Here is a 12,987-nt window from a genome sequence, read left to right on the forward strand (position 1 = left end):
GCGGAAATGATCGAGCCGGGCGAGCGCGAGGTCGGCGCCGTCCTTGGGCAGGGGCTTTTGCGCCGCCCCGGGCTTGAGGATTTCGCCCAAGCGGAGCCCCGCCGCGCGACCGAACACGACGAGGTCGATCAGGCTGTTCGATCCCAGGCGGTTGGCGCCGTGGACCGAGACGCACGCCGCCTCGCCGACCGCAAACAGGCCGGGGACGACATGGTCGGGATCGCCATCCTTCAGGGTGACGACTTCGCCATGATAATTGGTCGGGATTCCGCCCATGTTATAATGCACGGTCGGGGTCACCGGGATCGGCTGGCGCGTCAGGTCGACGCCAGCGAAAATCTTCGCGGTCTCGGTGATTCCGGGCAGGCGCTCGGCGAGGATCTTGGGATCGATATGGTCGAGGTGGAGGTAGATATGATCCTTATGATCACCCACCCCGCGGCCTTCGCGGATCTCCATCGCCATCGATCGTGACACGACGTCGCGGCTGGCGAGATCCTTGGCCGATGGGGCATAGCGCTCCATGAACCGCTCGCCCTCGGAATTGGTGATGTAGCCACCCTCCCCGCGCGCGCCCTCGGTGATCAACACGCCCGCACCGTAGATTCCGGTCGGGTGGAACTGGACGAACTCCATATCCTGCAGCGGCAGCCCGGCGCGGAGCACCATCGCATTGCCGTCGCCGGTGCAGGTGTGCGCGCTGGTGGCGGAGAAATAGGTCCGCCCGTAGCCGCCGGTGGCGAGTACCACCGATTGCGCGGTGAAGCGGTGACTCGAGCCATCGTCGAGGTTCATCGCGACGAGGCCGCGGCAGACCCCGTCCTCCATGATCAGGTCGAGCGCGAAATATTCGATGAAGAAGTCGGCGTCATACTTCAGGCTCTGCTGATACAATGTGTGGAGCATCGCATGGCCGGTGCGATCGGCGGCGGCGCAGGTGCGCTGCGCCGGCGGGCCTTCGCCCATGTCCTGGGTCATCCCGCCAAACGCGCGCTGGTAGATCTTGCCTTCATCGGTGCGGCTGAACGGCAGACCGGCATGTTCGAGCTCGTACACTGCAGCGGGCGCTTCGCGGCACAGATATTCGATCGCGTCCTGGTCGCCGAGCCAGTCGCTGCCCTTGACCGTGTCGAACATATGCCAGGTCCAGTGATCGGGCCCCATATTGCCGAGGCTGGCGGCGATCCCGCCCTGCGCCGCCACCGTATGGCTGCGGGTGGGAAACACCTTGGTGATGCAGGCGGTCTTAAGCCCCTTTTCCGCCGCGCCCATCGTCGCGCGGAGGCCGGCGCCACCGGCACCGACGACAACGACATCATACACATGGTCGATAATCTTGTAGGCGGTCATTTACGCGGCTCCGAAAGCGATCTTGGCAAGACTGAAGAGAGCGAGCGACCCGCCGCCGACACCGGCGAAGGTCAAGATGCCGTGAAGCAGCGCGCGACTACTTTCGTCATGGACATAATCGTCAACCACGGTTTTGAGGCCATCGACCGCGTGGATGAAAAACGTGACCACCAGCAATGCCATCGGCACTGCGCCGCTCGCGCCTTGCAGCCATTCGACCAAGGTCGCCCGGTCGAGCGACGGCAATAGCAGCAGCGACACGATCAGCCACAGCCCAAGCAGCAACGATGCCGCGCTGGTCAGCTGCACGCGCAGCCAATGTTCGCCGCCATGCTGCGCCGATCCGGTGCCGCGCACCTGCCCCAGTGGGGTCGAACTAGTGCCGCCGCTCATGCCCAAATCCCCAATGCGATGGCCCAGGTGAGGGCGGTGAGGAACGCCGATCCGGCGATGGTCAGCCAGGCGAACAAGCCGTTGACCCGCGCCTCGAACCCGACGCCGCTGTCGAGCACGAGATGGCGGATGCCCGACAGCAAATGCTGCCAGAACGCCCAGGTCAGGCCGACCAGGACAATCAGCCCGACCGGGCTGGTCGCGAGCGCAGTGAACTTGGCATAAGCGGTCGCGCTGATCGAAATCGCCCATAGCCACCAGGTCAGCAGCGCCAGCCCGGCCACCGACAGTGCGCCGCCGGTCAGCCGGTGAAGGATCGAGACGAGCATCCCCGGCCCCCATTTCCAGATCGTCAGATGCGGCGACAGCGGCCGGTCGGGATTGCGGGTCATGGGGCCTCATTGCGAAGGGAGTATGATCGTCTCCGCCCCCCTAGGCAGCATCGGGCGATCTCGCAAGTCGAACACAGGGACTAACCGGCTCTTAACCATTGCCGGGGCATAGCCAGTTCAAGGCAATTGTTAAGCGAATGGGAATAGCAAGAATGGCTAATGTGGTCGGCGCAGGTTCAGGCAGCGAATATGATCTGTCACGGGGCCTCGCGCTCTATGATCCCGAAGGCGATCTGGCGTCTCGAGCGCAAGACTTGTGGACCCGGCTCGAGCCCGAATCGATCGACATGGCGCGTGAGTTCTGGCGACGTTACGCCCGCTCGCCCGAGCTCAGCGTGCCATTCGACCATGGCCAGCTGGACGAATTCTCGGCCAAGCTGCGCCTCTACATCGAGATGAAGTTTGCGCGCATCGATCATCCCGAATGGGCCCGCAAGACGCGAACCTATGTCGAGCGCTCGTTCGCGGCGGGCCTGACATTGTCGACCCTGCTCGCCGGACTGTCGGCCGAAACCGAGGCCGCCTTTGTCATCCTTCGCCGCCAGGTGACCGACGAAGCCGAACTGGTGCGCTTTGCCCGCACCTTGTCCGAAGTCCAGTCGGTCGAAGTCGATTGCTTCATCCATCATGCCATCGCTCTGGCCCGGGGCGAGGGCGAAAAAGTCCACTCGCGCCGCGCCAATGATTTCAACGGCAAGGTGCTCGGGCTGGTCCAGAATTGCACCCAGGAAAGCGACGGCCTGCGCTCGCAGGCGTCCGCCACCAGCGCCTCGGCGCGCGGGATGCTGGGCAAGACCAGCGAAGTTGCCGCCGCCGCCGAACAATCCGCCACCGCGATGCGCGAAGCCGCGCAGACCGCCGCGGGCCTGATCCGCGCGATCGAGGATGCCCGGTCCGAAGTCGAGGTTGCAGCCGGTGTCGCAACCCGTGCCGGTGGCCAGGCCGAACAAGCGGTCAAGGTCAGCAAGGCCTTGTCAGGCCATGTCGAGGCGATCGAATCGATTCTCGGGCTGATCCGCGACATTGCCGGGCAAACCAATCTCCTCGCGCTCAACGCCACCATCGAGGCCGCGCGCGCCGGCGATGCCGGGCGCGGGTTCGCGGTCGTTGCGCAGGAAGTCAAAAGCCTTGCCAGCCAGACTGCTCGCGCGACCGACGACATCACCGCCAAGATAACCGCTATCCAGCAGGCGACCCGCCAGACGGTCGAAAGCAATGCGTCGATCCAGACCACGGTCGAGGAAGTCCAGTCGAGCGCCGACCGCATCCGCCAGGCGATGGAATTGCAGGCCCAGACGGTGACGATGATCACCGCCGCGGTCGACGAAACCGCGCTTGCCGCCGATTCGATGAGCTCGACCATCGCCGCGATCCGCACCGACACCGAAAATGTCGCCAAGGACATCGATAATGTCGAGCAGGGCTTCGACCGCTTCTCGACCCAGATTGAGGCATTCCGCGCCACCACCAGCGCGTTCGTTTCGACCTTCGCGGCCTGAGCCTCTTTGCCCCCGCTGGCCGAACGGCTAGGCGGGAGTGATGAACATCCTCCTTACTGGCGCGAGCCGCGGAATCGGCGAGGCGACGCTTGCTGCTCTTGAACAGGCGGGCCACCGCGTGGTCGGCCAATCAACCGCCGGAAGCGACACCTTGCTCGCGGCCGATTTCACTGACCCCGACGCCCCGCGCCGCCTGTGGGAACAAGCCTTCGAGCGACTCGACGGGCGAGTCGACGTGCTAATCAACAATGCTGGGATATTTGAAGGCATCGCCGACAATGCCGGTGACGAGGAGTGGCATGCGGCGTGGGCCAAGACCCTGACCGTCAATTTGCAAGCCAGCGCCGATCTGTGCCGCCACGCGATCGCGCACTTCCGTTCATCAGACACACCAGGCGGGCGGATCGTCAATGTCGCCAGCCGTGCCGCCTATCGCGGCGATTCGCCGATGCACTGGCATTATGCGGCGTCGAAGGCGGGCATGATCGCAATGACCAAGAGCATCGCCAGGGGATATGCGGCTGAGCGGATTTACACCTATGCGGTGTGCCCCGGCTTCACCGCAACCGGGATGGTCGAGGACTATATCGCCAGCCGCGGCGGCGACAAATTGCTCGCCGACATTCCGCTCGGCCGCCCCGCCAGCCCGCAAGAAATCGCCGAGACCGTCCGCTGGCTCGCCACCGACGCCCCGCCATCGGCAACCGGCGCGGTGATCGACGTCAACGGGGCCAGCTATGTTCGTTGAGCTTGCCTTCGCGATGCAAAGCATCTCGATCCCGCTTGGCCGGACGCCGCGCCATAACGAGCCAGACCGCGCGCCGATTGCCCAGGCCGGCCCCGCCTGGTCGGCCGCCTGCGGGACGTCGACTGACTGGAACCAGCCCGCGCCGCCGGTGCGGATCCATGCCAACACCTATCTCGTCGGCACCTGCGGCATCTCATCGATCCTGATCACCGGCAGCAAGGGTCATGTGCTGATCGACGGTGGCACCGAGCAGGGCGCCGACCTGATCGCCGAGAACATTGCAGCGCTTGGCCTGCGGGTGAAAGACATCCGCTTCATCCTGATCAGCCACGAGCATAACGACCATGTCGGGGGCGTGGCGCGATTGCAGCAATTGTCCGGCGCGACCGTCGTGGCGTCGGCGGCAGCCAAGGCAATACTCGAAAGCGGCCAGCCCTCGCGCGACGACCCGCAATATGGCTCGACGAAGAGTTTTCCACCGGTGCGGGTCGAGCGCGTCGTCGCCAACGGCCAGGCGCTCCTGCTTGGCGACCTCTATCTCACGCCGATGGCCACGCCGGGCCACACGCCAGGTGCAACCAGCTGGCGGTGGGAAGCATGCGCCGGCGCAGTGTGCCGGACCATCGTCTATGCCGACAGCCTGACCCCGATCAGCAGCGACAATTACCGTTTCTCGGCGCACCCGGCCTATCTCGCCGCCTATCGCACCAGTTTGGCGAGGATCGGCGCAAGCCGCTGCGAAATATTGCTGACCCCTCACCCGTCGGCAAGCAAGATGAAGGAGCGGATGGCGGGTGAAGTGGCGCTGTTCGACGAGCGGGGATGTAAGGTTTATGCCGCAAGGCTCGGCACCATGCTCGACGAGCGCCTCGCCAAGGAGGTTCCGCAATGAGCTGGCGGGTCACGCTTCACTGCACCCGTGCCGAGGCGGAAGCGGTGCCCGATAGCGACCATTTGTTCCAGTTCAGCGATTCGCCGCCAGTGCTGGTCGCCGACGAGCCCGATCCCCACGCCCCCGACGATTGGCGAATTCACGCTTATTTCGCCGACCAGCCGACAACGCAGGAACTGGTGCTGCTCGGGCGGATGACGGCCAACGCCCAGCCCGAGGTCGAACATCTCGGCGAAGATGATTGGGTGACGATGAGCCAGGCCGGGCTCGATCCGATTCGCGCCGGGCGGTTCTTCGTCCACACCCCGAGCCATTTGCCCGACGACCACGCGATCAATTTTGAAATCGACGCCGGGCTGGCGTTCGGCACCGGCCAGCATGATACGACCGCCGGCTGCCTCGCCGCGCTCGACCGGCTAGAAGTCGCGGGGAGGAGCTTCACCAACATCGCCGACATTGGCACCGGCACCGGACTGCTCGCCTTCGCAGCGCTGGCATTGTGGCCGCAAGCGAAAGCGATCGCGACCGATATCGACCCGATCGCGATCGACGTCACCGCCGACAATGCACGGATCAATCAGGTCGCGATCGGCCACGCTGCGGGCGAGATATTGCTCGCCGTCGCCGACGGAATGAGCCACGAAATGCTGGTCGCGCGTGCGCCGTTCGACCTGCTGATCGCCAATATCCTTGCCGGGCCATTGGTCGAGCTTGCCCCTTCGTTCGCCGAAGCGGTCACACCCGGCGCCATGGTCGTTCTGGCCGGGTTGCTCGATAGCCAGGCCGATGCGGTGGTCGCGGCCTATGAAGCCGAAGGAATGACCGTCATCGAGCGCAATCCCGGCGAATGGTGCGTGCTGATGATGCAGGCCTCGTCATAAACCGGATCGCCGTGCAGCGCATCGTGGAACCGCCCCACGGCAAGCGCGTTCGTTACGCAACAAAAACCAAAACCAACAGGGAGTGACCACATGTCCGACAATAATGACCCCGTCGTCGAACGGACCACGATCGTCGAAACCGGCAATGGTGGCGGCGGCGGCGGAATCCTCGCGGTGGTCCTGCTGATCATCGTTATCCTCGTCCTGCTGTTCGTGTTCCGTGACCAGCTCGGCTTCGGCGGCAGCAGCAAGACTGACATTAACATTCCCGACAAGATTGAAGTCAACGTCAATTAAGCGCGTGGCGGGCGGGTGCTCCGGCCCCCGCCCGCAGCCGTTTGAAATCTGCGCCGCACCGTCGTAACGGTGCGCGGATGAGCCACCCATTTGACCTCCAGCGGATCCACCACACCGCTTATCGCTGCAAGGACGCCAAGGCGACCGTCGACTGGTATCAGACCATGCTCGGCATGCACTACACCAACGCCTTTGCCGAAGATCATGTGCCGTCGACCGGTGCCTATGATCCTTACATGCACGTCTTTCTCGATTGCGGCGGCGGCAATTTCATCGCGTTCTTCGAATTGCCCAACCAGCCCGAGATGGCACGCGACCCCAATACCCCCGAATGGGTCCAGCACATCGCGTTCGAAGTTGCCGATCTCGACACGTTGCTGGCGGCGAAAGCGCATCTCGAGGCGCACGGCGTCGACGTGCTCGGGCCGACATATCACGGCATTTTCCGCTCAATCTATTTCTTCGACCCCAGCGGTCATCGTTTGGAACTCGCCTGCAACATTGGCACACCTGATCAATATGCCGAGCTTGAGCGGGTTGCCCCGCTGATGCTCGCCGAGTGGAACCAAACCAAGAAAGCCCCGCAGCACGCGCAGTGGCTCCACGTCGATCCGGGATCGCTCGCCGAATGAAACTCGCATCGTTGAAATCGGGCCGCGACGGGCGGCTGGTCGTGGTGTCGGACGACCTCGCTTATTATGCCGATGCGGGGCACATCGTCGCCACACTTCAGGGCGCCCTCGATGATTGGGAGCGGCACGAGTCGGCATTGCGCAACCTCGCCACCGACCTTGAGCATGGCACCATCCCGCGCGAGCGGTTCCACGAACGGGAGGCGGCGGCGCCATTGCCGCGCGCCTATCAGTGGGCTGACGGCTCGGCCTATGTGAACCACGTCGCGCTTGTGCGGCAGGCACGCGGCGCGGAAATGCCCGAGACATTCTGGCACGATCCACTGATGTATCAGGGTGGATCGGACGGATTTCTGGGGCCGCGCGATAATATCCCGCTGGCCGACGAGGCGTGGGGCTGCGACCTCGAAGCGGAAGTGGTGGTCGTAACCGGCGATGTTCCGCAGGGTGTGTCGGCGGCCGATGCGCTGAACTATATTCGGCTGGTCGGACTGACCAACGACGTCAGTCTGCGCAACCTCATTCCCGGCGAGCTGGCCAAGGGATTTGGTTTCTTCCACTCCAAGCCGGCGTCGAGCTTCTCGCCAGTGCTTGTTACCCCCGATGGACTCGGGAGCCGTTGGGCAGGCGGCAAGCTACGCGGTGCGCTTGAGGTCGAATTGAACGGCCAGCCGTTCGGCCGCGCCGATGCGGGCGAGGACATGACGTTCGACTTCGGCACGTTGATCGCGCACGCTGCCAAGAGCCGCAGCCTTGGCGCGGGGACAATCATCGGCTCAGGCACGGTGTCCAACCGCGACATCGACGGCGGGCCCGGCAAACCGGTCGCGGCGGGCGGGCTCGGGTACAGCTGCATCGCCGAAGTACGCATGGTCGAAACGATCCTGGACGGCGCGCCGGCGACTGGGTTCCTCAAGGCGGGCGACCGCGTTGCGATCACTATGCGCGACGACAAACATCACCCGATTTTCGGCACCATCGACCAGCAGGTCGTCGCCGCTTAAAGCAGCCCCCGGCTATCGCCCATTAACCGCGTCAGGCCATGCAACGCGGCGAGATTGGGTGCGGCGACCCCGACCCTTGCCGCAATTTCCAGCGGCGCAGCGAGTAAGGCGTCGAGCTCGATCGGGCGACCCAACTCGACATCTTGTAGCATCGACGTCTTGAACGCCCCCAGGGTCGCAGTGATCATCAGCCGATCCTCGCCGCTCTCGCTGATCGGACAGCCGATCGCCGCACCAATCTGAGCCGCCTCAGCCATGCAGCGCAGCATGAAGTCGCGCGTTTCGCCATTGGCGAGGATCCGGTCGGCGGTGGCCAGCGTCAGCGCCGAGATGGGGTTGGCGGTCATATTGCCCCATAATTTGTACCAGATGGCGCGGCGGATATCGGGCACCGCTTCCCCCGCCAGTCCAGCCTCACGGAATAGATCGCCAAGCGCGGATGCCCGCTCGCTCATCACACCGCTAGGCTCGCCGACCAACACGGAGTCGAGCATCGCCACCTCGATCCGCGCCGGGTTCGGGCGGCGGCAAGCGGCATGGACGACGCAGCCGATCACTTGGTCAATCGGCAAGTCCGCCGCGATCGCCCCGGTCGGGTCGACACTGATCAATGGCGCGCCATCGACGTACCACCACGGCACGCCGTTCATCATCGGCACGATCAATGTTTCCGCCCCGATCAATGGCCTTGCCGCCTGCGCCGCGTCTGCCAGTCCAGGTCCTTTGACCGCGATGATCAAGATGTCTTGCGGCCCTAGCGATGCGGCGTCGGTCGCAATATCGGGATGCGCGACCTGTTCCTTGCCGCGCTCGACGACGGTAATGCCGCCTGCAAGCGCCGTTGCGGTCGGGTGTCGCGCCAGCACCGAAACTTCATGGCCCGCAAGGGCAAGCCGCGCCGCGACCCACCCGCCAATCGCCCCGGCGCCAAGGATCGTGAGCTTCATTCGACTGCTGGCCATTGGTCGCTTTGGGCCAGTGCGGCGCGAATATCCACGCCATCAGCATCCAGCGCGGCGGGCGACCGCGAGACTGCGCTTGGCGTCCGGTCGAACCGCGGGGCGGGCATTGGCTGGAGTGACCCGTCGCGGACCGCCAACAACTCGCGCTCGCGATTGGCGGGATGATCGGCCGCTTCGTCGAGCGTCAGCACGGCGGTGACGCAGGCATCGAGCTGATCGAATATTGCCACCCAATCATTGCGATTGCGCGTGGCGATCAAGGCGGCGATTTGCGCAATTCGCTCGGGCCACAGGCTGCGATCGAACTGCCGATCGAAATCGCCCGGCGACAGGCCGAGCCCGGTAATAAACGCCGCATGGAATTGCGGCTCGATCGCCCCGACCGCGAGATAGCCACCGTCGGCGGTTTCGTAGCAGCGGTAAAAATAGGCCGCACCGTCGAGCAGGTTCTCCGATCGTTGGTCCTGCCAGAACCCCATCTTGCGCCAGCCATGTACTTGCGCGGTGAGCAAGGCAGCCCCGTCGATCATTGCCGCATCGACCACTTGGCCCCGCCCGCTCGACTGGCGTTCGACCAACGCGGCGAGAATTCCGGCCACGACAAAGGTTGCACCGCCGCCAAAATCGGCCACGAAATTGATCGGCGGGACGGGCGGCGAACTGGCATCGCCGATCAGCCCGAGCGCGCCCGATTGGGCCATGTAATTAATGTCGTGGCCGACCGTTTGCGACAGTGCGCCCGACTGGCCCCAACCGGTCATTCGCGCGTAAACCAGCGCTGGATTGACGGCCTGCAATACATCGGGGCCAAAGCCGAGCCGCTCCATCACGCCGGGTCGGAATCCTTCGAGCACGACATCGGCCGCCGCGCACAGTCGCATCGCGATTTCGACCGAGGCGGGATCCTTGAGGTCGAGCGCGATCGAGCGGCGCGAGCGATTAAGGATGTCGAGCGTCGGCGACCCGGCCGACACCGTGGGGCCGCCGGGACGATCGATGCGGATGAGATCGGCGCCCATATCGGCTAGCATCATCGCCGCGAACGGAACCGGTCCGATGCCAGCGAATTCGACGATCCTGATCGTGCTGAGCGGCCCCGACCGCATGATGATATCCCCCGTTCGGTGTCAGTCACCCAGCCATATCAGCTGCAAGAAATAATGCATTGTTTCCGGGTATCGTCCGCTTGCCTGACGACCACTTCGCTGACCATCGGCGTACAAAAGCACCTTGGTGAGAAAATCACCTGATCGAGATGTTGTCATCCAAATCACGGATAAATAGCTATAATTTCAATATTTCATGCTCGCCCGCGCCTATTGTGCAGCGCAACAATTTATGGTCATTTTATCCCGTCGAGACAAGCCGCCCGACACGAGGCGCTTCTGAGACAGGGGGAGGGTTCACCGCACATACGGGGAACTTTCAATGGGCTTAAAACGACATTTCGCGATCATCGCCATTTTTGCCTCAGCCGCACTGGCGCGCCCGGCATCGGCTGCCGACCTCGGGTCAGGGTTCAGCGTCACCGGGGGCGCAACCTTGATTACCGATTACCGCTTCCGCGGCATTTCTCAGACCAACAAGCGCTTCGCCGTGCAGGGAACCGTATCGCTCAATCACGCATCCGGTTTTTACGGGACCGTTTGGGCATCAGCGATCGATGATTATGTCGCTTACGGCTCCGACGCGGAGTTCGACTTGGTCGGCGGTTATCGCAAGACGTTCGGCGCGACGACGGTCGATGTCGGCGTGCTTTATTATTACTATCCCGGATCAGGCGGCGCCAATTCCGATTTCGTCGAACCCTATGCGTCGATCGCGCAAGTCATTGGCCCCGTCACCGCCAAGCTGACCGCCAATTATGCGCCCCGGCAAAAGACATTATCGGTCGGCTCTGGCAAGGAAGACAGCCTGTATCTGGCGGGCGATTTGTCAGCTTCCATCCCCAAGACTCCGATCGGCCTCACCGCACATCTTGGGCATAGCTACGGCCCAAGCTACCTGACGATCGGCAAGGGCTATACCGACTGGAGCATCGGCGCGACCGCGACGGTCAAGCAAATCGTCTTCGGCATGTCCTATGTCGACACCAACAAATCCCTGTTCAGCCCATCCGGTCGCAACATCAGCAACGGCGGCGTCGTCGCATCCGTCGGCGTTACATTTTGACTGGCAGGGGAGTGTTGGAATGAAACTCGTCATCGCGATCATCAAACCGTTCAAGCTCGACGAGGTGCGAGAGGCACTGTCGACGATCGACGTCCAGGGCATGACGGTGTCCGAGGTCAAGGGCTTTGGCCGCCAGAAAGGTCATTCGGAAATCTATCGCGGAGCCGAATATGCGGTCAGTTTCGTGCCCAAGCTAAAGCTCGAGATTGCGGTCAGCCACGATTTGGTTGAGCGCGTCGTCGAAACCATTGAGGCCCGCGCCAGAACCGGCACCATCGGCGACGGCAAAGTCTTCGTCATCGACCTTGAACAAGCACTTCGGATCCGCACGGGGGACGCCAATGACTCAGCGCTTTGACATGGATTGCGGAAAACTCATCTGGATCGGCCGACTGGCGGTAATTGCCGCGGTCGGTCTGTGCGCCGCCCCCGCCTGGGCGCAGGACGCGGCTGCCGCTGCACCGCCGGTGCCCGACAAAGGCGACACCGCCTGGATGCTGACCTCTGCAGCGCTGGTGCTGATGATGTCGGTTCCGGGGCTCGCCTTATTCTACGGCGGGCTGGTGCGATCGAAGAACATGCTGTCGGTGCTGATGCAGGTGTTCATGATCGTTGCGGTCGCGGCCATCATCTGGGTCGGTTGGGGCTACAGCCTGGCGTTTACCGGGGGCAGTCCGTACGTCGGCGGCCTGTCGAAAGCATTTTTGTCCGGGGTCACGACCAGCTCGTTGGCGGCGACGTTCTCGAACGGCGTCTACATCCACGAATATACCTTCATCGCGTTCCAGATGACCTTCGTCTGCATCACCCCGGCGCTGATCGTCGGCGCCTTTGCCGAGCGGATACGCTTTCTGCCGCTGATGTTGTTCATCATCCTGTGGCTGACGATCGTCTATTTCCCGGTCGCGCATATGGTCTGGTATTGGGCTGGCCCCGATTTCCTGCCCAACCAGCCGGGCGACTTCGGCTTGCTCTATGGTTGGGGAACGCTCGATTTCGCGGGCGGTACCGTGGTCCATATCAATGCCGGCATTGCCGGGCTGATCGGCTGCCTCGTGATCGGCAAGCGCATCGGCTACAAGTCTGAGCCGTTGCCACCGCATTCGCTGGTGATGACGATGATCGGCGCATCCCTGCTGTGGGTCGGCTGGTTCGGGTTCAACGCCGGGTCCAACCTCGAAGCCAATGGCGTGACCGCACTCGCCTTCATGAACACCTTTGTCGCAACGGCGGCAGCGGCGGTGGCGTGGGCAATGATCGAGCAGATCGTGCACAAGCGGGCGTCGATGCTTGGCGCGGTCACTGGCGCGGTGGTCGGGCTGGTCGCGATTACCCCTGCATCGGGGTTTGCGGCACCGGGGACGTCGATGGTCCTCGGCGCGGTCGCGTCCTGCGTCTGCTACCTGTTCGTGACCAAGGTCAAGAATCGCTTCGGCTATGACGACACGCTCGACGTGTTCGGGGTGCATTGCGTCGGCGGGATCGTCGGCGCGCTCGGCACCGCGATTGTCGCCGCGCCATCGCTCGGCGGCCAGGGCTGGTTCGATTACACCGTCAATCCGGCGGTTCCGGGCGCCTATGACATGGCCGGACAACTGCTCACGCAGGCCAAGGCGGTCGGGGTGACCCTGCTATGGTCGGGCGGCGTGTCGGCCTTGCTGTTCGTGGCGATCGACAAGTTGATCGGGCTTCGGCCGAGCGCCGATGTCGAGCGCGAAGGCCTCGACATCAACGAACATGGCGAACGCGCCTATACGTTGTGACG

15 protein-coding genes are annotated in these 12,987 nt (G+C 63.6%); 10 read left to right on the plus strand and 5 right to left on the minus strand.

Annotated features, from left to right (window positions below; genetic code table 11):
* The 3 genes from sdhA to sdhC all read right to left on the minus strand — a co-directional run.
* Positions 1–1,350 (minus strand): succinate dehydrogenase flavoprotein subunit (sdhA, locus tag RMN73_RS06840; RefSeq protein ID WP_309602575.1); only part of this gene is annotated, 1,350 nt, incomplete at its 3' end.
* Positions 1,351–1,743, minus strand: a complete 393-nt coding sequence (gene sdhD / locus RMN73_RS06845; protein WP_309602576.1) for a succinate dehydrogenase, hydrophobic membrane anchor protein — start codon at positions 1,741–1,743, stop codon at positions 1,351–1,353. It lies immediately after the preceding gene.
* Positions 1,740–2,135 (minus strand): succinate dehydrogenase, cytochrome b556 subunit, encoded by a 396-nt coding sequence (gene sdhC / locus RMN73_RS06850; RefSeq protein ID WP_309602577.1) that lies wholly within the window; start codon positions 2,133–2,135, stop codon positions 1,740–1,742. Before sdhC ends, sdhD begins: the two co-directional genes overlap by 4 nt.
* Before the next feature lie 152 nt (positions 2,136–2,287).
* Between sdhC and RMN73_RS06855 the strand changes: the two genes are divergently transcribed.
* The 7 genes from RMN73_RS06855 (at position 2,288) to RMN73_RS06885 (ending at position 8,088) form a co-directional block, all read left to right on the plus strand.
* Positions 2,288–3,634 (plus strand): methyl-accepting chemotaxis protein, encoded by a 1,347-nt coding sequence (locus RMN73_RS06855; protein ID WP_309602578.1) that lies wholly within the window; start codon positions 2,288–2,290, stop codon positions 3,632–3,634.
* A 40-nt stretch (positions 3,635–3,674) separates the two neighbouring features.
* Positions 3,675–4,382 carry an SDR family oxidoreductase gene (locus RMN73_RS06860; RefSeq protein WP_309602579.1) on the plus strand — a complete coding sequence of 236 codons (708 nt, stop codon included), beginning with the start codon at positions 3,675–3,677 and terminating at the stop codon, positions 4,380–4,382.
* Positions 4,372–5,274 carry a subclass B3 metallo-beta-lactamase gene (gene bla / locus RMN73_RS06865; protein ID WP_309602580.1) on the plus strand — a complete coding sequence of 301 codons (903 nt, stop codon included), beginning with the start codon at positions 4,372–4,374 and terminating at the stop codon, positions 5,272–5,274. The genes RMN73_RS06860 and bla overlap by 11 nt, the downstream gene beginning before the upstream one ends.
* Positions 5,271–6,155 carry a 50S ribosomal protein L11 methyltransferase gene (locus RMN73_RS06870; RefSeq protein ID WP_309602581.1) on the plus strand — a complete coding sequence of 295 codons (885 nt, stop codon included), beginning with the start codon at positions 5,271–5,273 and terminating at the stop codon, positions 6,153–6,155. Before bla ends, RMN73_RS06870 begins: the two co-directional genes overlap by 4 nt.
* Positions 6,156–6,245: 90 nt before the next feature.
* Entirely contained in the window at positions 6,246–6,452 is a 207-nt protein-coding gene (locus RMN73_RS06875) for a hypothetical protein (RefSeq protein ID WP_309602582.1), read from the plus strand.
* Between the two features lie 77 nt (positions 6,453–6,529).
* Positions 6,530–7,084 (plus strand): VOC family protein, encoded by a 555-nt coding sequence (locus RMN73_RS06880; protein WP_309602583.1) that lies wholly within the window; start codon positions 6,530–6,532, stop codon positions 7,082–7,084.
* Complete coding sequence (locus RMN73_RS06885; RefSeq protein WP_309602584.1) at positions 7,081–8,088, plus strand: fumarylacetoacetate hydrolase family protein; 1,008 nt, start codon at positions 7,081–7,083, stop codon at positions 8,086–8,088. The genes RMN73_RS06880 and RMN73_RS06885 overlap by 4 nt, the downstream gene beginning before the upstream one ends.
* Here the strand turns inward: RMN73_RS06885 and RMN73_RS06890 are convergent.
* Together RMN73_RS06890 and RMN73_RS06895 are read right to left on the minus strand one after the other, a co-directional pair.
* Complete coding sequence (locus tag RMN73_RS06890) at positions 8,085–9,035, minus strand: 2-dehydropantoate 2-reductase (RefSeq protein ID WP_309602585.1); 951 nt, start codon at positions 9,033–9,035, stop codon at positions 8,085–8,087. The two genes, RMN73_RS06885 and RMN73_RS06890, sit on opposite strands and share 4 nt — an antisense overlap.
* Complete coding sequence (locus RMN73_RS06895; protein WP_309602586.1) at positions 9,032–10,156, minus strand: CaiB/BaiF CoA-transferase family protein; 1,125 nt, start codon at positions 10,154–10,156, stop codon at positions 9,032–9,034. Before RMN73_RS06895 ends, RMN73_RS06890 begins: the two co-directional genes overlap by 4 nt.
* A 322-nt stretch (positions 10,157–10,478) precedes the next feature.
* On the opposite strand from RMN73_RS06895, the gene RMN73_RS06900 reads away from it, so the two are divergent.
* The 3 genes from RMN73_RS06900 to RMN73_RS06910 are packed head-to-tail and all read left to right on the plus strand — an operon-like array spanning position 10,479 to position 12,985.
* Positions 10,479–11,222 (plus strand): TorF family putative porin, encoded by a 744-nt coding sequence (locus RMN73_RS06900; protein ID WP_309602587.1) that lies wholly within the window; start codon positions 10,479–10,481, stop codon positions 11,220–11,222.
* Positions 11,223–11,241: 19 nt separating this feature from the next.
* Positions 11,242–11,580 carry a P-II family nitrogen regulator gene (locus RMN73_RS06905; protein WP_309602588.1) on the plus strand — a complete coding sequence of 113 codons (339 nt, stop codon included), beginning with the start codon at positions 11,242–11,244 and terminating at the stop codon, positions 11,578–11,580.
* Complete coding sequence (locus RMN73_RS06910; RefSeq protein WP_309602589.1) at positions 11,564–12,985, plus strand: ammonium transporter; 1,422 nt, start codon at positions 11,564–11,566, stop codon at positions 12,983–12,985. The genes RMN73_RS06905 and RMN73_RS06910 overlap by 17 nt, the downstream gene beginning before the upstream one ends.
* Positions 12,986–12,987 lie beyond the last annotated feature (2 nt).

It is taken from the genome of Sphingomonas sp. (assembly GCF_031372575.1).
Taxonomy (GTDB): Bacteria; Pseudomonadota; Alphaproteobacteria; order Sphingomonadales; family Sphingomonadaceae; genus Sphingomicrobium.